Genomic DNA, 24,151 nt, shown 5'->3' with positions numbered 1-24,151 from the left:
TATGAATACTGTTGTGAAATTAAATAATATATTTAGCGGATTACCTAAAAAGAAAAAAACTAAAGTATTAGGTAGAGGTATAGGTTGCGGAAAAGGTAAGACATCTGGCCGTGGGCATAAAGGACAAAAAGCAAGATCTGGAGTTTCTATAAATGGTTTTGAAGGTGGACAACAATCTATATTTACCAGACTTCCTAAAAGAGGGTTTAATTCTCTGTTTAAGAGTAAATATTCAATAGTAAATTTGTCTACAATTCAGAGATTAATTGATAGTAAAAAGATTGAAAATGTTTCTGCTATTACAAAGCAAGTATTATTTAATTTAGGTGTGATTCCTTCTATTAAAGAGAAAATAAAAATTCTTGGAGATGGTAAATTAAACACTGCAGTAGCTATTGAGTATGATTTTATTTCAAAGTCAGCAGGTTCACAAGTTACTTTATTGAGTAGTGTATCAGAAGATAAAGTGTAATGTTTAGTTTCATAGTTAAGTAATCTTATGTCACAAAAAATGGATTTACTATCTTGGAATAAGGATAATTTATTGGGTAAGCTTTGGTTTACTTTATTATGTCTTATTGTGTATCGTTTGGGTACTTATATACCTATTCCTGGGATTAATCCAGATATAATAGATGCAGTTGTTAGTAAGCATTCAGTAGGTGTACTAGGGATTTTTAATGTATTTTCTGGTGGTGCTTTAGGTAGAATGACAGTTTTTGCCTTAAATGTTATGCCATATATAGTATCCTCTATAATTATTCAGCTATTGTCAGTTACTGTTCCAAGATTAAATGAACTTAGGCAGAATGGTGAATTGGGTAGAATGAAAATTAATAATTATATACGGTATATGACAATTTTTTTCTGTATAGTTCAAGGTTCTGTTATTTTACTTGGATTAGAAAAAATGAATTCAGAAAATAGTATTGTAGTAATTGATCCTGGTTTGTTATTTCGTATAGTAGGTATTAGTAGCCTGTTAGGTGGTACAATGTTTTTATTATGGTTGGGTGAAAGAATCAATAAAAACGGGATAGGTAATGGCGTATCTATGATAATATTTACAGGTATAGTAGCTGAATTACCTGGATCTTTTTCTTCTATGTTTTTGTTAGGAAAAAATGGTAATGTGCCAATATTTGTAATCTTATTGATGGTTTTAATATTTTTTGCGTTATTGTTATTAATTATTTTTGTTGAGAAGTCTTATAGGAAGATATTGGTTCAATATCCAAAGAGGCAAGTTAAAAATAAATTATATGGGAGTAGTTCTACTTATATTCCATTGAAGATTAATATTTCTGGTGTAATACCTCCTATTTTTGCAAATGCTTTGTTATTGTCTCCTATTACAGTGGCGAATTTTCATCAAGGTTCTCCGTGGTCTGATTTTATATTAATGTACTTTTCTTCTGGTAAATTACTGTACATAGTGTGTTATGCGTTGTTAATAATCTTTTTTGCATTTTTTTATACAGCTTTTGTTTTCGATGCAAAAGAGACATCAGAAATATTAAAAAAAAATGGAGGTTTTGTTCCAGGGAAAAGACCAGGGAATGCTACATGTGAGTACTTTAATTATGTAATTAAGAGATTAACTGTTTTAGGTTCAATTTATTTGACAGTTATTTGTATAATTCCTGAATTAATAAGATATAATTATTCTGTTTCCTTCACTTTAGGTGGTACTAGCTTTTTAATAATAGTGAATGTGATAATTGATACATTTTCTCAGGTACAAACACATTTGTACTCAAGTAGATACAATACTTTAATTAGAAAATCTGAGCTATGGAAAATAAAATAAATATATTAATTTTTGGTCCTCCTGGATCTGGTAAGGGTACACAGTGCCATATTTTATCAGAAACCTATAGTAGTATTTCTATAATTTCAACAGGTGATTTATTAAGGAATGAAGCAAAGCTTGATACTGATGATGGTAAGAGAATTAAAAAAATTATAGAATCTGGTGATTTAGTAGATGATGACTTAGTGTGTAAAATGTTTGCTAAATCTATTAGTAAAATAAAGAATGGATTTTTATTAGATGGTTTTCCAAGAAATTTAAGTCAGGCAGAGTTTTTAACAAAAATTTTGGCAGAATATGACAGTCAGATTGATATAGTAATACAGTTGCAATTAGATTTAGAAGTTATTAAAAGTAGATTATCTAGCCGTATTTTGTGTAAGAATTGTGGTCAGGTTTCAAATTTAAGTTTTTTTGGTAAAAAAATTGATGAAATTACTTGTAGTTTTTGTAACAGCAATAAGTTAGATTGTCGTTATGATGATAAACTGGAAGTTATTGTGAAAAGAGTAGATAAATATAATGAAGAGATTAAAAAATTAGAAGATTATTATTGTGATAAGATTGTGTGCATTGATGCAGGAAAGTCAATAGAGGGAGTTGCTTGTGATATAAAAGAAAAAATAGCGCCTTTAATTATTGGTTGACGTTAGTCTGCATATTTGCTATATTACAAAGCATTTATTATCTTGTGGAGGGAAGTTAGTGGCACGTATAGCTGGAGTAAATATTCCTACAAATAAGCGTGTAGTTATTGCTTTAACTTATATATATGGTATTGGTCTTTCTTTAGCTAATAGAATCTGTGAAGGTTGTAATATTGATCATAATGTTCGCGTTGTAAATTTAAGTGATGATGAAATTATTAGAATTAGGAACTTTATTAGAGAAAATTATATAGTAGAAGGTGATTTGAGAAAAGAAGTTAGCATGAATATCAAGTTTTTGACTGATATAGGATGTTATAGAGGGTTAAGACATAGAAGAGGGTTACCTGTTCGTGGTCAAAGGACTCATACTAATGCTAAAACTCGTAAAGGTAGATCAAAATTACCAGTTGCTGCTAAGAAGAAATAACAAGGTATATTATGAGTGTAGTGTATAAAAAGAAAAAGAGAAATGTTGTAGTTGGGGTGGTGTACATTCATGCTACCTATAATAATATTATTGTAACAGTTACAGATCAGCAAGGCCATTCGTTAATATGTACTTCTGCTGGAGCATGTAGCTTTAAAGGATCTAAAAAAGCGACTCCTTATGCAGCGCAGGAAACAGCCAGTCATGCTGTTAAGACAGTTGTTGAGCAAAATGGGATGAAAACAGTATCTATTAAGGTTTCTGGTCCTGGTGCAGGTAGAGAAGCAGCTATAAGAGCTGTTCAAGCTTGTAATTTAAATGTTACTTCTATTAAAGATACTACAAAGCTTCCGCATAATGGATGTAAGCTTCCAGGAAGACGTAGAGTTTAAGTGTATTTATTAGTATGTGAGGTTCTGTTGTGATTTTCGACGAGGATTCTAATTCTGTTACTCAAGATTCGGGTTATATGACAGTAGGGAATGCGTATTCTAACGCAGTGGGTTATATATCCATGAGTGATCATTGGAGTAAGTTAACTAAGCCGTCTTCTATTAAAGTAGAGTCTAATGGTGCTTCTCCAAATAAAGCAGATTTAATTGTTGAGCCTCTTGAGAGTGGTTTTGCTTTGACTTTAGGTAATGCTTTAAGAAGAGTGATGATGTCTTCTTTGCGTGGTTTTGCTGTTTATGGTGTTGAAATAGAAAATGTTTTGCATGAATTTACCTCAATTTCTGGAGTTAGGGAAGATGTTACAGATATTCTGTTAAATATTAGTATGATGAGGGTAAAGCTTTCTGGTCTAAGTAATAAGGTTTTATCTCTTAGGGTTAAAGGACCATGTGAAGTAAGATCTGGAATGATCCCTGATACTGATGATTGTATAATACTCAACAAAGATTTATTAATTTGTACATTAGATCAGGATGTAGATTTTAATATAAAAATGTATGTTAATTCTGGAAAAGGTTATGTTCCTGCTGTAAAACGTAAATCAGTTAGCAAGCTTAGTGATGTGCCAGTAAATTTTATTGCTACTAATGCTCTTTACAGTCCTATTAAAAAGGCATCTTTTAAAGTTGAAAGTAGCCGTATTGGTCAATTTACAGACTATGATAGGTTAGTGTTATCAGTAGAAACTGACGGGTCTATTTTACCTGATGAGGCTGTAGCGTTAGCTGCAAGGATTTTACAAGATCAATTTCAACCGTTTATTAACTTTGATGAAACTGATGAGCCTCATAAGAAAATTGATACTAAAGATGCATTACCATATGATTCTAATTTATTACGTAAAGTTGATGAGTTAGAACTTTCAGTTAGGTCTTATAATTGTTTGAAGAATGATAATATTACTTATATAGGTGATTTGGTTCAAAAAACTGAGTCTGATATGTTGAGAACTCCAAATTTTGGTAGAAAGTCGCTTAATGAGATTAATGAGCTGTTAGCAAGTATGAATCTGCATTTGGGTATGAAGATTGCGAATTGGCCTCCTGAATCCATTGAGAGTTTAAGTAAACAATATAGTGAAGAATGAGGTTATGTTATGAGGCATCGTGTTGCTCATAGAAAGTTTTCTCGTACTAGTGCTCACAGAATGGCTATGCTTTTGAATATGTGTATATCTTTAATTAAGCATGAGAGAATATCTACAACTTTACCTAAAGCTAAAGAATTGCGTCCTTATGTAGAAAAGCTTATTACTATTGGCAAAGTATATCATGGGAAGAATTTAGTTTATGGGAAAAGATTACTAATTTCTAAAATTAAGAATCCTGATGCTGCTAATAAATTGATTGATGTATTATCAATACGTTATAAGAGTAGGAATGGTGGGTATACTAGAATTATAAAAAATGGTTTTCGTAAAGGTGATAGTGCACCTATGGCAATAATAGAACTTGTTGATAGACAAATAGCAACTGTTGAGAATAATGGTTCTTAGTTTTATATTTCATACTCAGTGTTTTTTTATCTAAAGTGATTTTATGAAATTTACATTTTCTTGGTTAAGGCGTTATCTTGATACAGATGTGTCTTTGGATGTGATAATCAAGAAGCTTAGTGATATTGGTATAGAAGTAAATAACGTAGATTATTGTGAACATTTAAAAACTTTTGTCATTGCTGAGGTATTGGAAGTAAATCCTCATCATTCAGCTAACAAGTTAAAGATTTGTAAAGTATCTGATGGGAAGCAAATTCTCCAGGTTGTGTGTGGTGCTTCTAATGTGAAAGTTGGTATGAAGTCAGTCTTAGCATGTGTTGGTAGTATAATGCCAACAGATCAGTCTATTATTGAAGTGGTGAAATTGCGTGGTGTTGAAAGTTATGGTATGCTATGCTCTAATGATGAGTTAGGGATAGTCGATCATAGGAATTCAAAAAATGGAATAATTGAATTGCCGAACACTTATAATGTAGGTGATACTTTTTTTCCTTGTGACCCGATAATAGAAGTTAGCATTACTCCAAATCGTGGTGATTGTTTGGGTGTATATGGTATAGCTCGTGATTTAGCTGCTGCAGGTTTAGGAAAATTAAAGTGTATAGGTGAACTTTCTAATCATTCTAATTGTTCTTCACCAATTGAAGTTTCTGTGCAAGTTGATGGGATAGTTAAAGGTAGATATATTAAGGGCATAAAGAATTGTGAAAGTCCTAAATGGTTAAAAGATTATCTTTTGGTATGTGGAATCAACTCGATTTCATTTGTTGTAGATATAACAAATTATATAATGTTGTCTTTTAATAGACCACTCCATGTGTATGATGCAAATAAGATAAAAAATAAGTTGATTTTTAAAAAAGCTGATAATCAAACAGAATTTTATGCTCTTAATGATAAGAAGTATATTTTAGGTACAGAAAATATTGTAGCTGTTGATTTGGAAAATAGTATTCACAGTGTTGCTGGAGTAATAGGTTCAAAGTTGAGTAGCTGCTTATTAGATACAGAGGATATTTTTTTAGAATCTGCATGGTTTGCTCCTGTAGATATTGTATTATCTTCAAAAAAAATTAAGTTATCTACTGATTCTAGTTATCGTTTTGAAAGGTTTGTTGATCCTAGATTCTTGCAAACTGGTCTAGATTTGGCTACAAAAATGATATTAGAGTATTGTGGTGGAACACATTTTGATGTTGTATCTAATGAAGTTCATGTCGTTGATAATATTGAATTGAATTTTTTCCCAGACTCTGTAAGAAGTATAGGGAATGTTAATATTTCAAATGAAGAAATTTTTGATTTTTTGATAAAACTTGGTTTTATTGTAGATAATAATAATGAATTTCTATGGAGGGTCACTGTGCCTTCATGGAGATCTGATATTAAACACTCTTCAGATATTGTAGAAGAAGTGCTTAGGTTATATGGGTATGATAAAATATGCGAAGAACCTATACCTATTTCTCATGTTGATATTTCTGATGATTATCATGATAGATTAAAGGCACTGTTGTTATCTGAAGGATTAATGGAAGTAATTACTTGGTCATTTACAAATATGGTATTTGCTGAAAAGTTAGGTTATAGTTCAGAATTACTACTGATAGATAATCCTATTAGTGATAAGTTGAATTTAATGCGTCCTAGTCTTTTATTAAATTTGCTGCAAGTTGTATATGAAAATCAAGCATATGGAAGTAGTGAAATAGCCATTTTTGAAATAGGTCAAGTTTATGGTTTTAATAATATATGTGGTAGCAACAGTAATGTAGTTTGTGGTGTAAGGTATGGGAATAATTTACCACGTAATCTTTATAAGTGTGATAGGTCTGTTGATGTTTTTGATGTTAAATCTGATGTTATTAGTATACTACAGGAATTAAATATTGAATCTAATTCTATAGAATTAAGGAAATCTGATAAATCATATCTTCATCCTGTACGATCTGCAGATGTATATTTTAAAGATATTTGTCTAGGGTATTTTGGTGAATTGCATCCTAATATTGTACATTTATACGAAATAAAGCGTCCCGTAGTTTGTTTTGAAGTATTTTTATACAAAATTCCTAAAGTGGATGTAGCACATAAAGAGTTGACGGAATCATGTTATCAGTCTGTAAAACGTGATTTTGCCTTTTTGATTGATAAAGATACAAGTGTACAGCATTTGATAGATGTAACTAAAAATAGTAATCCTGTGTTAATAGATAATGTTACAGTTTTTGATTTGTATGAGGGGAATAGTATTGGTGATAATAAGTTATCTGTTGCATTGTCAGTTACTTTTAATCCTGTTGATCATACGTTAAATGATCAAGAAATAAAGGATGCTTCTGATTTAATAATTAATGCTGTAGCTGAAAAACTTGGTGGAGTTTTAAGGTCTTTTTAGTTATAGTAGTATAATTATATAACGTCATTATTGATCTTTAAAATTTACTTATATAATTTCTTACTATAAGATACATGAAATAATTTTTGAAAGTTATTATGCTAGATTATTAGTGTTTTATATATAGAAATCATAATAGTTTTTGTTCTATTAGTAAGGTTTTATTTGTTATTAAATTCTGAGTTATTGCTAAATTCAGGGTTTCAAGTGTCATTTGTTCCTGTACTTGTTTTATTATTAGTTATAGTTTGTTTTAAATTGATAATGATAAATTACATATCGTGGTATTTTTATTATTTATCAATGGTTTTTGAACCTGTTTTATAAAATTACATAATTTATACAGTTTTTTAAATCACTATTGATTACACATTAAATATTAATGGTAAAATATGAATCTATTTATATAGAAGGTTATCTGAAAATTTCCTATATGGTATTGTTTTTTAGTGTAGAATATAAGATTATTGTAAAGTATTTTCTGAATATATTTTTGTTGGTGAGTCAATAGATAGAAAGATTTTGCTACGATGGAATTTATTATGATGAACTGTAAATCTAATTTAAGTTGAGAAATGAAGATTTATTTTTTGAAATAAAATATTTCTTATGAGAAATATAATAAATCTTAGGTTATTTATAAAAAGTATAATATTAATATCTTAAGTATTATTAATTTATGTACCACTAGTGAGTATCATTATCAAAAAGATAACATCATTGTTATACAAAAGTTTCAATGATAATAAAAATATTCTGATAATTTGGATACCAGTATTACAAGGGGTTGGTATAATATTTTACTTTTCTTTGGATAATGAGCCACAAGATGATGTATTGATATGCATAACTGTCTTATTGTTTATTAGTTTAATTTTTATTTGTTTAAGAAAGTGTGGTTTTTTATTTTTACCTATTTTTTTTATCTTATTAGGTTTTGTTAGTGTTCAAATAAAAGCTCATTATTTTGTTAGCACTCCATTGCAGTATCAAGTGTATCTAAAGGATGTTGTTGCGACAATTAAAGAAATCAGCGCTAAACAATCATATAAAAGGATAGTTGTTTGTGATATAGAAAATAGTAAATGTAATATAAAATGTATTAGATTGGTAGTTCGTACTAAATTAGATAGTAATATTACAATAGGTGATAAGATAAAATTTTCTGCTGTGGTTTATCCTCCATCAATGTCTGTCTCACAATTTTCTTATGACTTTTCTTTTGTATCTTATTTTAAAAATATAAGTGCAGTAGGTTTTGCAGTTAGTGATGTGTATTTATTTGAAAAGAAGAACAGTAGAAGAATTACAGAATATATAGAATTTGTAAGGTTTAATATATATAAGATATTTCTGCGAAGCTTAACGGAGGATAGTGCTAATATCTTGAGTGCATTATTAATAGGGAAAAAAGAAGGTATTAGCAATGATATAATGGAAGCAATTAGAAATACTGGTATAGCTCATCTTTTTGCTATTTCTGGATTACATTTGTCTTTTGTTGCGGGTTTGTTTTTTGTTTTATCAAGAAATTTGTTAGTACTATATACAAGGCTTGCTGAAAGTTACAATATAAAAAAAATTTCTGCTATAATAGCGATTATAATAAGTCTTATTTACTTATTAATTGCTGGAGTTCCGGTTTCAGCTCAACGTGCTTTTATCATGGTAAGTTGCATATTTGTTGGTGTTTTAATAGATAGAAGTCATAATAGTTTTTGTTCTATAGCAATTGCTTCATTTATTATATTATTATTTACCCCTGAATCATTGCTAAGCCCAAGTTTTCAAATGTCATTTGCTGCTGTGCTTGCTCTTATTGCTAGTCGTAATATTTTTTTTAAATTAGTAGTGATAAATAATATACTACAGTATTTTTTATCAATTATTGTGAGTTCTTTGATTGCAGGTTTAGCTACACTGCCTTATGTTGTATACCATTTTAACTATTTTTCTATTGCAGGAGTTTTTGCTAATTTGCTTGCAATACCCATTACAACATTTTTGATAATGCCATTAGGGTTATTTTACATAATACTAGGTGTTGTTAATTTAGAATACTATGTTTCGTGGATGATAGAAAGTGCAGTTGGGTTACTTATATATGTAGTTCAGTACATTTCAGGAATGAATAAGTTAGTACTGTTGTTTCATGCTTTTTCTTCAACATCTATATTAATTATTACTTTTGGATTTTTGTTTTTGTGCTTGTGGAATGGAAATCTGAGGTTTTGTGGGTTAATACTAGTTGCATGTGGGTTTTTTGTTGGTGTTAACTATGTGACTCCTGATATTATGATAAATCAGCATAATGTTGTAGTTAAGGAGTTAGATAATAAATTATATGCGATTAATCAAAAAGCTCATTTGACAAGTTTTATAAATTTGACATGGGCAAAACAAAATGGTCAACGTGAAATGTTAAAACATCCTCTTAGAAATAATCAATGCTTATCTTGTAAGAAAGGTGAAGGATGTATATATAGCAAATTTGGTAAAAAGGTTTTGATAGCTTATAATGCTAATTATGTGTTACGAAATTGTATTAATGTAGACTTAGTTATACAAGGTAAAAAGTTTGTGTATCCACATGAATGTGTAACTCAACATATTGCTTATAATGATAAAAGAAGGTCATATTTTGTTTGGGTAACAAAAAATCATATAAAGGTTAATGAAATATCTGGTAACAGGATATGGCATGTATAATTTTGATAAACTTTAGTTGCTTCTAGTTTGATTGTAATTACATGAGAATATCATGTGTTGTTTTGTTTAAAAACAGTAATATAAGAACTATCAAATATCTGTATGGAGTAAAGGAGTGTATATATTAGCTATTACAGTTTGATTATGTTGATGTCTTATATATTGTTTTGTTAATAAGTAGTAAGGTAAACATTGTCAAATGCTTAGTAACATGTGATGTGTAATGTTGATAAGCTTTAATCTTCCTGATATTTTAATCATAGTGATATCTAGATAAATCATATGTTGTTTAACAGATTGTAAGTTTAAGAATTATCAAATGTTTAGGTACATGAATATAATATTGAGAACTTTAATGACTATGACGTTTTAATAATGGTGATGTTTAGATAGTCATATCTTTTTTAATAAATTGGAAGTGTGAGAATTGTCAAATATTTGATATAGTACATGGATGTAGTGTTGAGGACTTTAATCATTATGACGTTTAATCTAGTAATATGAGAAAAGTCATATGCTATTTTAGATACAAACAGTAGTATTAAAAATTGCAAGATATCTAATACAGAATACTGAGTTACTTCTACAATTTTGTCATAGTAATATTATGTATAGTATGTAGTAGTTGTTTAAAAACAATAAGATAAAAACTGATAAGATATTTACTAACATGGTATGGAATGCATTGTCCTGAAAAATTGTATATCTTGTACAGTGCTTTATTAAGTAGTTTAATTTGCGTGAATGCTATATAGTGAGATGACAAATAAAGGGGTTATAACACCCCTTTATTTAGATTCTGTTTTATATACTACATTTAAATATGTCCTTATATTTTGGTAATAATATTAATATTGCAATTGTATTGCTGATTAATATTAATGATATTGAAATATCAGCTATATCCCATAAAAACTGCACTTTTCCTAATGCACCTATTGGTATAATTATGGTATATAAAACTTTCCACATTTTAATGCATAAACTATCTTTTCCTCCTGTGAGACAATATAAAGTGTGTTTAGCACATACAAACCATGTGAAAATAGTTGTAAATGAAAAGCAAAACATAATACCTATGATAATATAGTTTATGTATTGGCCATCAAAAGCAGATTTAAATGCAGCAATGCACATGTTTGTACTTTCAAGAGGTCCAAGCCATGTATTGGTAACCAATATGACAAGAGTTGTGACTAATGTTACAATGACTACTATAAATGGTGATATTAAAGAAATAAGACTTTGGTTTGTATTGAAATTTTTGCTAGTGCTATTTATAGAAGAGTGAACCATACCCTCTAGTCCTAATCCTATATCTGTTGCAAATATACCTCTAAAAGTTCCAACTTGAATTATATGAAATGTTTCTAATATAAATGCTCCTATCATTCCTGATTTAAAACTTTCAAAAGTTAGGAAATTGGAAAACATTAGTTTTATAGAAGGTATAATGTTGTCACTGAATTTATACAGTACAAAAGATGATAGTATTATATATGCTACAGCCATTGCTGGAACAAGCCTTGAAATTAATGCTGAAATAATTTCTAACCTTAATGTTGTAACGGCAAAAAACATGAAACACATGAATAATCCTGCTATTACTGGAGGCTTATTAATTAATTGCATTGGTATTGATAGAGAATTAACTTGCACAAAATTACCTATTGCAATTGAACATATAAGCATGAGTATAGTAAAAACTATTACAGCTTTATTTGTATTAAATGCATTTTTAAAATATATAGCAGGTCCACCAATATACTGCTTACTGAATTTTACTCGTGTTTCTATACTTAAATAACAAGTTGTATATTTTATAATTGCGCATAGTGTCACTATAATTACCATCCATAGTGCAAACCCTGGGCCTCCTGACTTTAATGCGACTGCTGTACCTGAAATATTTCCAACTCCTAAGTTTCCTCCTATTATTGTGCATAATGCAGCAATAGAGAAAGACTTATCACGATATTTCTTCATTGTAATGAGCGAAATTGCACTTGGAAGTTTCGTAATTTGTAAAAATCTGGATTTTATTGATAAATAAATACCAGTAAATAACAGCAAAAATACTGCTGGGAAAGATAACACTAAATTTAAAAGGTCCATATAGCCTCATACAAGTTAAACGCGAAAAATTAACAAAAATTGACAAGTTATCAGTAAACTACAGTTTTATTAAGAATATAAACGTGAAGTATTCAGATAGCTTATCAATCTCAATGACATTTCTTTAAAACTAACTTTTGGTGTGTATCTATTACCAATTAATATATAATAATATCCCTTATTAGCATGTTTAACGAGAACATCTCTTGCTAGTATACGAAAACGCCTTTTAACCTTATTACGTATAACAGCTTTACCAACTTTTTTACTTACTGTAAAACCAACTCTAATGGTACCATCTAGTAACTCTCCATGTGGTTCTTTAACTACTTGTAAAAATAAGCCAAAACCACCTATAAAAGCACCATTATTCCTTGCAAACAAAAAACATTTCCTCTTTTTTAATGTGGTTACACCTTTTAAGCGCATAAAACACGACGACCTTGAGCACGCCTACGGTTTAAAATCCTCCTACCCATTTTTGTTGACATTCTTGATCTAAAGCCATGCCTACGCTTACGTACAATCCTACTAGGCTGAAAAGTTCCCTTCATTTTAGAATTTCCTAAATTATAGTATTAACACTTTACTTCTAAGCTACATGGTGTTGTTTTATTTGTCAAGAAAGATGTATAGCATTTTTTATTGTATAGAAATTTACTTGTTGAAATATTATTAGTTCATTGTCTTCTAATTGGTGTATAGAAGTGAGAAGCAAGTGGGTTTGGATATTGTGTGTAATATTGTAACTTATTTTGTTTGTTAGAGTAATGGTTGTGGATATAATACTCATGTTTCTGAAATTTATGTATTTAATTGATTATATGGGGATATTATGTTGTGTAAATTGAAGGATATTGTACCTAATTTTGATAAGTACATTGAATTATTAGGACTGCATATGGTAGAAACATTTTTTCTAGCATTGTTTCCTGGTTTGGTTAGTGTAGTTTTAGTATCTCATGATGTGTTGAGTGCTTGTTGGTACATGCTTTTGTGTATTGTAGGAACAAGTATTGTGAAACCTGCTGGGTGTGTAATAAATTGTATTTGTGATAGAGAAATAGATGCAAAAGTGAAAAGAACAAAAAATAGACCATTAGCAGATAAGAGTCTAACTGTTGTTCAAGCGTTAAAAGTACTAGTAGTTCTTTTATTGTGTTCATGTGGATTGCTTGTATTTACTAATATGTATACTGTTAAACTGAGTATTATAACGATGATATTGATTGTTATATATCCATTATCTAAAAGGTTTTTTGCTTGGCCACAATTCTTACTTGGACTAGTCTTTAATTCTGGAGTATTACTTGTATGTAGTATGATTACTGGGCGTCTCACATTAAGTTGTATATTGCTCTATATAGGGTGCATTTTTTGGACAATAGGTTATGATACTATATATGCTGCACAAGATAGAGAGTGTGATGCTAAGTTAGGTTTGAATTCTACTGCATTAAGATTTGGTAATGATATTAGGTTGTGGATTGGCAGAGTATATACTATTACCGTTGCAATGTGGATGTCTGCTGGTGTGGTTGCTATGTTGCATCCTGTTTTTTATATAGCTGTTTTGATAATTGCTGTTATTTTTTATTATCAGTATAAAAAATCAGATTTTGATAATTCAGAAAAATGTATGTATATGTTTAACATGAATGCATATATAGGATTAGTTTTGTTTGTAGGTGCTGTGTTTGGTAGAGTGCTTAATGTAATTTAAATAGTGCTTTAATTAATTATGTAGTAAATTAATTTGGACAATGTTTTGGGTAATGTTGTTAATAGTATTTCTAGTAATTATGTATGCTTGAATTATAATTAAAACTTGCTGAGAATAAAAGAAAGTATTTGTGTCCTAATGCAGTTATTACAGTAATGATTTTTTGAATATTATAAAAAATATACCATTTGTTTTAACATTACATATGATTAATATTATTAAACTTCTATATCATGCTATATGTTCTTGTTTCATTTGTTAAGAAAGATGTGAGCTTTTTTATTCTATAGAAATTTATGTATTTTTATTGGCTAATGTCATTCTGAAGTATTATAAGTGATAAGTATTCTATTTGATGTATGGAAGATGCACGTAGTTTTTGTAGTTGTGATGCTATAAACTTGTTTTATTTTTGTTAGAGTAATGATTGTGAATATGATACTTATTTCTAACTGATATGTTAGGGGGGATATTATGTTGTGTAAATTGAAATATATTGTGTCTAACTTCGGAGAGTATAGGTTATTATTGAGATTACATAGTGTAGAAATAATTTTTTTAGCAATGTTTCCTGCTTTAGCTAGTATAGCTTTAGTATCTCATAGTGTATTGCGTGCCTGTGGGTACATGATTTTATGTGTTATAGGGGCATTTATTATGAGACCTGCTGGATGCATAATAAATGATATTTTTGATAGAAAGATAGATTCAAAAGTGAAAAGAACAAGAAATAGACCATTAGCAAATGGTAATTTGAGTGTTGTGCAAGCATTAAAAGTATTGGGAGTTTTGTTGGCATGTGCCTGTCTATTGCTTGCTTGCACTAACATGTATACTGTTAAACTTAGTATTATATCAATGATATTGATTGTTTTATATCCATTGTCTAAAAGATTTTTTACTTGGCCACAGTTGTTACTTGGCATAGTTTTTAATTCTGGAGTATTGCTTGGTTGTACTATGACTATCGGGCATTTAACATTAAGTGCTGTATTACTTTATATAGGATGTGTTTTTTGGACAATAGGTTATGATACTGTGTATGCTGCGCAAGATAAAGAATATGATATTGAGTTGGGTTTACAATCTACTGCAATAAAATTTGGTAATGATATTAGATTATGGATTGGTAGGTTGTATATAATTACCATAACGATGTGGATATCTGCTGGTATAATTTCTATGTTGCATCCTATTTTTTATATAGCAATTCTAATAATTGGTGCTATTTTTTATTATCAATATAAAAAATCAGATTTTGACAACCCAGAAAAATGTATGTATATGTTTAAAGTAAATGTATATGTAGGCTTGATTTTATTTTTAGGCATTGTCCTTGGTAGGGTAATTTAAGCAGTTTAAAAACAGCGCTGTAGTTGTGTGGTAGATAATTTGAATAATATGATGGGTGGTATTTCTAAGGCTTATCTGAAGTCTTGTTTGAGTGAGTTTGTTACTGGTATAACAATTATTACTACGGTGAGTGAAAGTGGTAGTATGCACGGCATTACAGTAAATTCATTTAATTCTGTTTCTCTAGTGCCTCCTATGGTGTTATTTTCAATTGAAAAGTCTGCTTCTAGGTTTGAAATATTTCATTCGTGTTCAAGGTTTATTGTTAATATATTGAGTGAAAAACAGAAAGATGTATCTAAAAGTTTTGCAGAGCGTTATGTACAAGATTGGGGAGATTTTAGTAGTAATGTTATAGATGGCATTCCAGTTATTGATGGTGTAATGTCATATATATATTGCACTAAAAAACATGTATACGATGGTGGAGATCATAAGATTATAGTTGGTGAAGTTATAGATTGTTCAAAATTAAATAATGAGGATAGACCATTGGTATACTATAAAGGTAAATATATGATAATAGGAGGTGTGTTATGACGAAAGTAAATATAGGAATAGTTGGGTGTTTAGGTAAACAAGGTAAGCGCTTGGTTGCTGAGATCTCAGCAAGTCCTAATGCTCAGGTGAGCGCAGGTCTTGTGCGTCCAGGTAATCCATATGTTGGACAGGTTTTAGGAGAAATTGTAGGATGTAATTGTTCTGCTAAAGCTATTGATTCTTTAGAACATCTTTTTGATGTTTCAGATATTGTTGTAGAATTTACTAACCCTCAGACATTATTAGAATGTATTAAAATGGCTGAAAGCAAGAAAAAGCCTTTGTTAAGTGGTACTACTGGTCCAGCTGCTACAGAGATGGTTTTTGAGGATTACATAAAAAATATACCATTTTTATGGACTACAAATGTAAGCTTTGGTGTTAACATACTCGCAAAATTGGTAGAAGAAGCTGCAAGAAAGCTATTTGATTACGATATTGAAGTGTGGGAAATGCATCATAGATATAAAAAAGATTCTCCATCTGGTACATCTTTAATTTTAGGAAGAGCTGCAGCTAAAGGAAGAAATGTTCCATTTAAAAAGGCACAGTATGTAAGTGGAACTCCACAAGAAGCTAGGCAAGATGTTAACACTATTGGTTATGCTGTATCAAGAGGTGGTAGTGATTTAAGTGATCACAGAATTATGTTTGTAAGTGATGAAGAAATGATAGACTTTAATCATAGAACATTAAATAAAAATCTCTATGCAAAAGGAGCATTAAAGGCAGCATTGTGGTTAGTAAAACAACCTCCTGGAGTATATACAATGTCAGATATGATGGCGGCTGCAGAATAATTAGGGCGAATGTATGTCACAGCAAATTCATGCTTCAGCAAGGAACTTAAGTTTATGGTATGATACTAACCAAATTTTACATGATATAAATTTGGATATATATAAAAGAGAAGTTACAGCCTTTATAGGTCCTTCAGGATGTGGTAAATCTACTTTCTTAAGGTGTTTCAATCGTATGAATGATTTTATATCTAATTGTAAAATCAAAGGTAGTTTAAATGTTGATGACATATGTATTTACTCTGTTAATACAAATGTGGTTCTTCTACGTGCAAAGGTTGGTATGGTTTTTCAAAAGCCTAATCCGTTCCCTAAATCTATATATGATAATGTTGCTTATGGGCCAAAACTACATGGATTAGCTAAGAATAAAAAAAAATTAGATGAAATTGTAGAAAGAAGCTTAACAAGTGTTGGTTTATGGGAAGAGTTATGTGATAGATTAAAAGATAATGCTTTTGAATTATCAGGTGGTCAACAGCAGCGTTTATGTATAGCACGTGCTATTGCAGTAAGGCCAACAATGTTACTGATGGATGAACCATGTTCTGCTCTTGATCCTGTTGCTACAAATGTAATTGAGAATTTGATACAAAACTTAAAAAAGCATTTTACTATTATTGTAGTTACTCATTCTATGAAACAAGCAAAAAAAATATCTGATAGGGTTGCAGTTTTTGATTCTGGAAGAATCGTTGAATACAATACTACTCAAGAGATTTTTGAAAATCCGCAATCAAGTAAAACACAGAGGTATATAGTTGATCAGTTATAAGTTGTTTTTATACTGGGTTATTATGTGACTCTGTATGAAATATATAATTGGTATTGCTTTAAAAAGATATTTGAATGTCGAGAAGGTTTTTCAGTAAAGTGAAATATTAAAAGATATATAGTAAGTTGTATTTGTTTTTTTATTAAGTACTTTATTTAAGCTTAGCTATTTTACGAAATATTTGATAAGTGCTAATGTTACAAGCGGTTTTACTGTAATGTTATAAATAAGTTTTTAAAATTTTAATCACATAAAAAGTGTTGGGAAGTGAATCAGTTATATTGATAGCGCATTATTTGTTAATTGATTATTTTATGAGTTGTCGAAAAACAAGAAGCATATACTATAAATGAATTTTGCAAAATATTTGTCACAAGAATACAGGTGTGGCATGTGGTGTTTGTGATAGATTTTTTAGTAAATTAATTATCTTCTATATGTAATTTTTGAAAAAATAATTTGTCATAATACTCAATAGATTATGTAAATCAGGATTGTTATATTGATTTTATATTGAAATTCTTTTGTATTCATTGTTTTTGTGAAGTAGTAAACTTCAGCAGAAATATATCAGCAACCATAAATGTGTATGTCGGATTTTCTAAATTTGTTATTTTGTGATAGCTATGCGTGCAATATAACTATAATCTAAAATGCTGTGTAATATAATAAATATTGTGATTTCTACATTATGTTAATTTATAGTGTAATTTTATATGCTTTTGATGTCTAATCTTTAGTTTAGTATATGTGTCTGGACTTATAGTTAATAGTGTAGATATTAGATACTTGTAATATTAGTGAATATAGTTAGATAGTTCTTTAGTTTTTTAAGTTCACATAATTTTATTGCAAGTATTTTATTATGGTATTGGTATTAGAGTTATTTTAAGTTATTGTATAACCCACTGATTTTGTTCTTCTTCTAATGTATTATTAAGTATGGCTTTTCTAATAGATTGCATTAGATTATTCATAAAGTATATGTTATGTATGGTAATTAAACTGTAAGCTAATAATTCTTGTGCTTTCAAAAGATGATGAATATATCCTCTTGAATGATTACAACATGTAAAACATAAACAGTCTGATTCTATTGGATTTGTATCTATTTTAAATCTTTGATTTCTAAGATTTATATATTCTTTAGTACGTGTTTCTTCTTTTCTATACTTTGGTTTTACTAATGCGCCACCATGTCTAGCTATCCTTGTTGGATATACACAATCAAAAGTGTCAATTCCTGATTTTACTCCTTGAAATATATCATCAATATTACCTATTCCTAATAGATGTATGGTACGGTTCTTGTCTAATTTGCTTGTTGTTAATGAAACAATGTCATACATTTGTTGTTTACATGCTCCTAATGATCCACCTATTGCATGTCCAAAAAATGGCATATCATTTGTAAAATTACAACTATCAATTCTGAGGTCTTCATAAATTCCACCTTGAATTATTCCGTATAATGCTTGGGAATTATCATTGTTTTTTTTAAATTGTTCTATGCACCTGACTGCCCACCTATGACTCATATTCATTGAATCTTTAGTATATTTATAACTAATGTGAAATGGTGTACATTCATCTAGTACAACAATGAGATCTGCTCCTAGTTTTTGTTGAATCTGTATGGATTTTTCTGGCGTTAAATGGTATAAATTGCCATTGATATAAGATTTAAAAACAGCGCCTTCTTCACTAATGGATACTAAAGTTCTTGATCCGTAACTTCTTCCTGCATTTTTGATTTCATGTGATACTGATCCATATCCTAAACTAAATATTTGATATCCACCTGAATCTGTCAGCATTGGTTTATTCCAACCAGTGACTTTATGTAGTCCACCTAATTTTTCAATAATATCTGCACCAGGTTGTAGCATTAAATGATAAGTGTTAGATAATATAATTTGTGTGTCTGATTCTTTGATTTTTGATATATCAACGGATTTAATAGCTCCTTTTGTAGCACAAAATATAAAAGCTGGTGTATTAATTGTACCATGAGGAGTAAGTATTGTACCTAGTCTTGCATTATTGTATTGGTGTATAATTTTAAAATCAAAATTTTTGTACATAGGTAGTCAAGAAATTCAATATTTAATGATAATATTTAAATTATTTTCTAAATTTTTGCTAGGTATTAGTTGAAAAATATTGCTAATTTATATGTTTTCAATGATAATGTAGGCTGGTGTTTTTAATTTTGGAGTTATATTAATGGCTGTACCAAAGAGAAAGAAGTCAAAATCACGTCGTAATATGCACCGTTCTCATTGTAGATTAAGAGTTCCTAATATTGGAATTGATAAAACAACGGGAGAATACAAATTGTCTCACCACATATGTTTAGGTGGGTATTACAATGAAAAACAAGTATTAGAAGTGGATACTAGTGGTGTATAATAATAATATTGTTTTGGGAAGTATTAAGTGAGCATAATATCAATTGCAGTGGATGCTATGGGTGGTGATTTTGCACCTGAAGCAGTAATAGGTGGTTTAGACTTTGCCTTAACAAATTTATTAGATAATAAAGATGTTTCTTTTAATATATATGGACAAGAAAGCCAAGTGCTTCCTATGTTAGATAAGTATAAGAATGTTAAAGAACATAGTTTATTTATTGATACTCCAGATATAGTATTAGCAAATGATAAGCCATCTTTTGCTTTAAGGAAGCGTAAATCTTCTAGTATGTGGTGTGCAATTGAGAGTATAAAGAATGGTGTAACATCTGGGGTTGTGTCGTCTGGTAATACCGGAGCGTTGATGGCTATTTCATGTTTTGTATTAGGTACACTGCCTAATATAAAGCGTCCTGCTATTTGTTGTGCACTTCCTTCTAAGTGTGAACGTTATTTTGTAATATTAGATTTGGGTGCTAATGTTGATTGTAGTGCTAATTCTTTATTTCAATTTGCAATTATGGGTAATGCTTTTGCAAAAGCTGTATTAAATGTTCCTAATCCTAAAGTGGCATTGCTAAATGTTGGAGAAGAAGAAGTTAAAGGCACAGATGTTATACGTGAAGCATTTTTGTTGTTAAGGCAAGCTGAAAGTAGCATAAATTTTTGTGGGTATATTGAACCTATTAATATGTTAGGTGGTGAAGTTGATGTTGTTGTTGCAGATGGGTTTTGTGGAAATGTTGTATTAAAAGTAGCTGAATCTATTGCATATATTTTTAAGTCAGTGTTTGAAAAATCGGTTTCTAGTTCTATAATAACTAAAATTGCAGGACTGTTATTAAAGTCTAGTATGAAAAGAAATTTCATGAAATTTAATCCAAAAATTTATAATGGTGCTATGTTAGTAGGGTTAAATGGTGTTGTAGTAAAAAGTCATGGAAATGCTGATAAAATAGCTTTTGCTCATGCTGTTAAAGTAGCTGTAAATGCTGCACGTAATAATATCAATGCTAAAATTATACATGAATTGGGTTAATGTTGGTTATAAATGAAAAGATCTCTCATATTAGGGATTGGCTCATATTTGCCTAAAAAGGTAGTAACAAATGATGAGCTTACTCTAACTATTGAAACTAGTGATGAATGGATAGTAAAGAGAACTGGTATAAAACAAAGGCATATCGCTGAAGATAATGAAATGACTTCTGATATGGCGACAAGTGCAGCTAAGTTGGCTTTGGATAATGCTGGTATTGATAAAAATGAGATTGATTTAATTATTGTTGCAACTACTACTCCAGATAGGACTTTCCCTAGTTGTGCTACTATAGTACAGTCAAAGTTGGGATGTAAAAATGCGTTTGCTTTTGATATTCAGGCAGTGTGTTCTGGGTTTGTATATGCTCTGTCTATTGCTGATAATTTTATTAAATCTGGCCAAGTAAGAACAGTTTTAGTTATAGGAGCTGAGATTATGTCTAGGATTTTAGATTGGCAAGATAGGTCTACTTGTGTCTTATTTGGGGATGGAGCAGGTGCAATAGTTTTAAGTAGTAGTACTGAAGATGATAGTGGTATTATATCAACTAATTTGCATTCTGATGGGACTTTTCATGATTTGTTATACACCAGTGGTGGTACAGCATATAATGGTGTTGCTGGTACTATATGCATGAATGGTACTGTTGTATTTGAACATGCGATTGAAAAATTGAGTGCTTCTATACTTGAAATTTTGAGCCAAAATGATTTAGAAATATGTGATATTGATTGGTTCGTTTTGCATCAGGCTAATATACGTATTATTGAATTAGTAGCGCGTAGATTAAAAATACCTTACGAAAAAATGATTGTGAGCATTGATCAACATGCTAATACTTCTGCAGCATCAATTCCTTTGGCATTATATTATGCGAGAAGTTCTGGAAAATTAAAAAAACATGATGTTGCTGTATTGGCAGCAATAGGTGGTGGTTTGACTTGGGGTACATGTTTAGTACGTATTTAAGGTTGCATAGATGGATAATAATACATCTACAGCATTAATTTCTTGGTACTATCTCTGGAATAAAGTAGTAGAAAAACTTGATATTTCTATGTTAGCAAGTATTAGATGTAATTTTTATATATTTAATTTGTATTTTTATATGCACTTTGATGTGTATGTAATACAGTACGTAAAACTGTAATATTAAAAAGGTTTTTCAAGTAAGAAAGCATGATGTTATTATATTAGGAGCTGTAGGTAGTATTTTTACTTAAAGTAGATGTTTAAACGTATTTTATAGTATATTTATTAGATGACATGAGTATGTTGGTACATCTGCGTTATTAGTTTCTTGTGTATGTGTTAAGTGATTCAATTTATGTTAGATAAAACAATTTAATATTGCTGAATAACAATAATTAATATTGTTTTAGTTAGATACATATTTGTGAGTGACATTTAGCATGCTTGGGTGAGTAAGTGTACTAATATATTTGCAATATTGTTTGTTAAGACTATATAATTAAAAAAGTCGTCTAAGATAGAAAATATAAGTGTAGCAGTGTATTAAACATTATTTAGAGTACATACTTGTTAAGTTAATAATTTTACATACAATGTGTGTTCTAGTATGTATTGCTGTTTAAAATTATCATGTGTAAAAGTTTTGGAAAGTTAAAAAATGTTGTGTTTTTATTCGAAGAATAGATTGTAGTTCTAGTAAGTGTGCTTTCAATATGTTAAGGTAGTGTGATGAATTAGTGTCTTTATAGTATTACTTTATTTGGATTTTTATTATTAGGTGAAAGATTTGTTAGATTAGTAGTAGGTTTTATATTTTTATATAAGTTTAGCATTACATCTTTTCTGTTGTATATACTGGGTTATGAAAATGATACATTTGATTTAATGTTGTGTAGGGGTTGCTATTTCCTTAGTTTTTTAAAAAAATCTGTTATCAGCTTTATGTTTTCATTTTCTAGTATTCCTCCATATATTTCTGGTACGTGATGGCAAAATTGAAAGATTCTAGCTCCGTTTTCAATTGCTCCGTATTTTTTATTGTAAGCTCCGAAGTATAATCTTCGTAGCTTAGCAAATGATATGGCTTGTGCACACATTGCACATGGTTCTAAAGTTACATATATATCACATTGATCTAATATTTGTGTAGATAGTATTTTACATGCTTCCCTTATAGCTAAAATTTCTGCATGAGCAGTTGGATCTGTATTTTGTATATTTGAATTGTTAGAAGAAGATATTACTTCATCATTATATACTATCACTGCTCCTACTGGTACTTCTGATAAATCTTCTTGTGCTTTTGAAATAGCTAGTTTCATATATGTATAGTTAAACACTATTTTATATTTTAGTAAAAATAATATTATATATAGAAAAAATATTATTTTAGTATAATAAAGATGGAGTTACTATTTTAGTAGAATTGTGATATAATATAATGTGAGGTTTTTAATATATTTTTATGTATTTTGATGTTCTTATTTCTTTAGTAATAGCTTTAGGTGCTTTAGGTATTTGTATAGCACTGTTTAGTTTATATAAGAATTATGTACATGAGCATATTTTAAAAATATTTGTTGGTGATGATTGTGAAGAACAGCTAACAGATGAAGAAAAATATAAAAAGTATATAGAAAAAAAGCAAAAAGAGCTTATTAAACATCAAATGTTAGTTCGTGATATTACTCAAGGTAATACAGAATATAAAAGTAATATTAAAATTGTTGATATTATGGAGCCAATAGGGCATTGGACCAGGTTTGTAATGTCAGAAAAATTGCAGAGATTTGCTGGGTTGAAGTTCGATAAAGAAGAAACTGGGTTTTGGCAGATGTTTGTAAGTATGAGATCTTTATCTCAAGGAAAATATAAAGGAAGATCTAAATAGTTATTTATTTTAAATCTATATCCACATTGTATGATAGTTGCGTCTGATAGTACATATCTTGTGTAATTTTATGTCTACTATTTTTAACATAGATAAATTATAAATTTTATTTATTTTGTATAGTATTCATAGTGATAGTTAATGTGGTGTTTGTATCTAATGTGATTAGTATATAGAAAAATTTTGTTAAGCGTTGCTATTTTTAATGATAAATCAAGAAAGTTTCATTTTCTATACCTGATAGATTTGCTATGTGAATTTTAATTTTGTCTACTAGAAATAATAGGTGTAGCATTAACATAATGTTTGTTTTTGTATAATCTAACAGTGTATGGAAGAATTTTGTTAAGGTGTTGTTATTTTTATAATGAATTAGAGAAGTAAGAAATTTGATTTTTAGCAATTGTAAGTTTGTAATGTCAATTTTTAATTTTTTGTGTAAGAGATGTAGAGACTCTTATATATTTGATATTGTGAGTACAAATATGTTACTGTGAATGTTTTGTTACATCTACTAATTTCCAGTTATCAGTCAAATTTTAGGTTTTGTTATATTATACTGTTTATGAGATACGTCA

At 29.3% G+C, this 24,151-nt stretch carries 23 protein-coding genes; 18 read left to right on the top strand and 5 right to left on the bottom strand.

Going from position 1 to position 24,151, the window contains the following annotated elements; all coding sequences use genetic code 11:
• Nucleotide 1 precedes the first annotated feature (1 nt).
• The 9 genes from rplO to ECAJ_RS03025 all read left to right on the top strand — a co-directional run bounded on the left by rplO (nt 2) and on the right by ECAJ_RS03025 (nt 9,948).
• Nucleotides 2-472 carry a 50S ribosomal protein L15 gene (rplO, locus tag ECAJ_RS03065; protein WP_011304706.1) on the top strand — a complete coding sequence of 157 codons (471 nt, stop codon included), beginning with the start codon at nt 2-4 and terminating at the stop codon, nt 470-472.
• Between the two features lie 39 nt (nt 473-511).
• On the top strand, nt 512-1,810 hold the full coding sequence (gene secY / locus ECAJ_RS03060; RefSeq protein WP_081425146.1) for a preprotein translocase subunit SecY: 1,299 nt from the start codon (nt 512-514) through the stop codon (nt 1,808-1,810).
• Nucleotides 1,795-2,460, top strand: coding sequence for an adenylate kinase family protein (locus ECAJ_RS03055; RefSeq protein ID WP_011304704.1), 666 nt, complete (start codon nt 1,795-1,797; stop codon nt 2,458-2,460). The genes secY and ECAJ_RS03055 overlap by 16 nt, the downstream gene beginning before the upstream one ends.
• Before the next feature lie 58 nt (nt 2,461-2,518).
• Nucleotides 2,519-2,890: a 30S ribosomal protein S13 gene (gene rpsM, locus ECAJ_RS03050; RefSeq protein WP_011304703.1), complete on the top strand. Its 372-nt coding sequence runs from the start codon at nt 2,519-2,521 to the stop codon at nt 2,888-2,890.
• An 11-nt stretch (nt 2,891-2,901) separates the two neighbouring features.
• Entirely contained in the window at nt 2,902-3,282 is a 381-nt protein-coding gene (gene rpsK / locus ECAJ_RS03045) for a 30S ribosomal protein S11 (RefSeq protein ID WP_011304702.1), read from the top strand.
• Between the two features lie 77 nt (nt 3,283-3,359).
• A complete protein-coding gene (locus tag ECAJ_RS03040) occupies nt 3,360-4,430 on the top strand; it encodes a DNA-directed RNA polymerase subunit alpha (RefSeq protein ID WP_407918902.1) in 1,071 nt (356 codons plus the stop codon).
• 9 nt (nt 4,431-4,439) lie between these two features.
• Nucleotides 4,440-4,838 (top strand): 50S ribosomal protein L17, encoded by a 399-nt coding sequence (gene rplQ / locus ECAJ_RS03035; protein WP_011304700.1) that lies wholly within the window; start codon nt 4,440-4,442, stop codon nt 4,836-4,838.
• A gap of 43 nt (nt 4,839-4,881) precedes the next feature.
• The gene (gene pheT, locus ECAJ_RS03030; protein WP_011304699.1) at nt 4,882-7,239 is read left to right on the top strand and encodes a phenylalanine--tRNA ligase subunit beta; all 2,358 of its coding nucleotides are present in this window, start codon (nt 4,882-4,884) and stop codon (nt 7,237-7,239) included.
• 690 nt (nt 7,240-7,929) lie between these two features.
• Nucleotides 7,930-9,948 carry a ComEC/Rec2 family competence protein gene (locus tag ECAJ_RS03025; protein ID WP_011304698.1) on the top strand — a complete coding sequence of 673 codons (2,019 nt, stop codon included), beginning with the start codon at nt 7,930-7,932 and terminating at the stop codon, nt 9,946-9,948.
• Between the two features lie 804 nt (nt 9,949-10,752).
• Here the strand turns inward: ECAJ_RS03025 and ECAJ_RS03020 are convergent.
• The 3 genes from ECAJ_RS03020 to rpmH all read right to left on the bottom strand — a co-directional run bounded on the left by ECAJ_RS03020 (nt 10,753) and on the right by rpmH (nt 12,617).
• Nucleotides 10,753-12,063 (bottom strand): alanine/glycine:cation symporter family protein, encoded by a 1,311-nt coding sequence (locus ECAJ_RS03020; protein ID WP_011304697.1) that lies wholly within the window; start codon nt 12,061-12,063, stop codon nt 10,753-10,755.
• Between the two features lie 69 nt (nt 12,064-12,132).
• Nucleotides 12,133-12,492, bottom strand: coding sequence for a ribonuclease P protein component (locus ECAJ_RS03015; protein WP_011304696.1), 360 nt, complete (start codon nt 12,490-12,492; stop codon nt 12,133-12,135).
• Complete coding sequence (rpmH, locus tag ECAJ_RS04950; RefSeq protein WP_011304695.1) at nt 12,483-12,617, bottom strand: 50S ribosomal protein L34; 135 nt, start codon at nt 12,615-12,617, stop codon at nt 12,483-12,485. The genes ECAJ_RS03015 and rpmH overlap by 10 nt, the downstream gene beginning before the upstream one ends.
• 281 nt (nt 12,618-12,898) lie before the next feature.
• Here rpmH and ECAJ_RS03010 point away from each other — a divergent pair, with 281 nt between their 5' ends.
• The 5 genes from ECAJ_RS03010 (at nt 12,899) to pstB (ending at nt 17,254) form a co-directional block, all read left to right on the top strand.
• Nucleotides 12,899-13,786, top strand: coding sequence for a 4-hydroxybenzoate octaprenyltransferase (locus ECAJ_RS03010; protein WP_011304694.1), 888 nt, complete (start codon nt 12,899-12,901; stop codon nt 13,784-13,786).
• A 474-nt stretch (nt 13,787-14,260) separates the two neighbouring features.
• Nucleotides 14,261-15,139 (top strand): 4-hydroxybenzoate octaprenyltransferase, encoded by an 879-nt coding sequence (gene ubiA, locus ECAJ_RS03005; protein WP_011304693.1) that lies wholly within the window; start codon nt 14,261-14,263, stop codon nt 15,137-15,139.
• A gap of 48 nt (nt 15,140-15,187) precedes the next feature.
• Entirely contained in the window at nt 15,188-15,679 is a 492-nt protein-coding gene (locus ECAJ_RS03000) for a flavin reductase family protein (RefSeq protein ID WP_011304692.1), read from the top strand.
• The gene (gene dapB, locus ECAJ_RS02995) at nt 15,676-16,479 is read left to right on the top strand and encodes a 4-hydroxy-tetrahydrodipicolinate reductase (protein ID WP_011304691.1); all 804 of its coding nucleotides are present in this window, start codon (nt 15,676-15,678) and stop codon (nt 16,477-16,479) included. Before ECAJ_RS03000 ends, dapB begins: the two co-directional genes overlap by 4 nt.
• Nucleotides 16,480-16,492: 13 nt before the next feature.
• Nucleotides 16,493-17,254, top strand: a complete 762-nt coding sequence (gene pstB / locus ECAJ_RS02990) for a phosphate ABC transporter ATP-binding protein PstB (RefSeq protein WP_011304690.1) — start codon at nt 16,493-16,495, stop codon at nt 17,252-17,254.
• A gap of 893 nt (nt 17,255-18,147) precedes the next feature.
• On the opposite strand, the gene tgt is transcribed toward pstB, so the two are convergent.
• The gene (gene tgt / locus ECAJ_RS02985) at nt 18,148-19,338 is read right to left on the bottom strand and encodes a tRNA guanosine(34) transglycosylase Tgt (RefSeq protein WP_011304689.1); all 1,191 of its coding nucleotides are present in this window, start codon (nt 19,336-19,338) and stop codon (nt 18,148-18,150) included.
• 142 nt (nt 19,339-19,480) lie between these two features.
• Here tgt and rpmF point away from each other — a divergent pair, with 142 nt between their 5' ends.
• Genes rpmF through ECAJ_RS02970 form a run of 3 tightly spaced genes read left to right on the top strand, consistent with a single transcriptional unit; the run spans nt 19,481 to nt 21,679 of the window.
• Nucleotides 19,481-19,666: a 50S ribosomal protein L32 gene (gene rpmF, locus ECAJ_RS02980; RefSeq protein ID WP_011304688.1), complete on the top strand. Its 186-nt coding sequence runs from the start codon at nt 19,481-19,483 to the stop codon at nt 19,664-19,666.
• Nucleotides 19,667-19,693: 27 nt separating this feature from the next.
• Nucleotides 19,694-20,707, top strand: coding sequence for a phosphate acyltransferase PlsX (plsX, locus tag ECAJ_RS02975; RefSeq protein WP_011304687.1), 1,014 nt, complete (start codon nt 19,694-19,696; stop codon nt 20,705-20,707).
• A gap of 12 nt (nt 20,708-20,719) precedes the next feature.
• Nucleotides 20,720-21,679 (top strand): beta-ketoacyl-ACP synthase III, encoded by a 960-nt coding sequence (locus ECAJ_RS02970; RefSeq protein ID WP_011304686.1) that lies wholly within the window; start codon nt 20,720-20,722, stop codon nt 21,677-21,679.
• A 905-nt stretch (nt 21,680-22,584) separates the two neighbouring features.
• Here ECAJ_RS02970 and ECAJ_RS02965 read toward each other — a convergent pair.
• Nucleotides 22,585-23,004 (bottom strand): nucleoside deaminase, encoded by a 420-nt coding sequence (locus ECAJ_RS02965; RefSeq protein WP_011304685.1) that lies wholly within the window; start codon nt 23,002-23,004, stop codon nt 22,585-22,587.
• A gap of 143 nt (nt 23,005-23,147) precedes the next feature.
• On the opposite strand from ECAJ_RS02965, the gene ECAJ_RS02960 reads away from it, so the two are divergent.
• The gene (locus tag ECAJ_RS02960) at nt 23,148-23,573 is read left to right on the top strand and encodes a hypothetical protein (protein ID WP_011304684.1); all 426 of its coding nucleotides are present in this window, start codon (nt 23,148-23,150) and stop codon (nt 23,571-23,573) included.
• The last annotated feature ends 578 nt before the right edge of the window (nt 23,574-24,151 follow it).

The organism is Ehrlichia canis str. Jake, assembly GCF_000012565.1.
Lineage (GTDB): Bacteria > Pseudomonadota > Alphaproteobacteria > Rickettsiales > Anaplasmataceae > Ehrlichia > Ehrlichia canis.
Note: the sequence above shows the minus strand (reverse complement) of the source record. Positions and strands in the feature narration are given on the sequence as shown.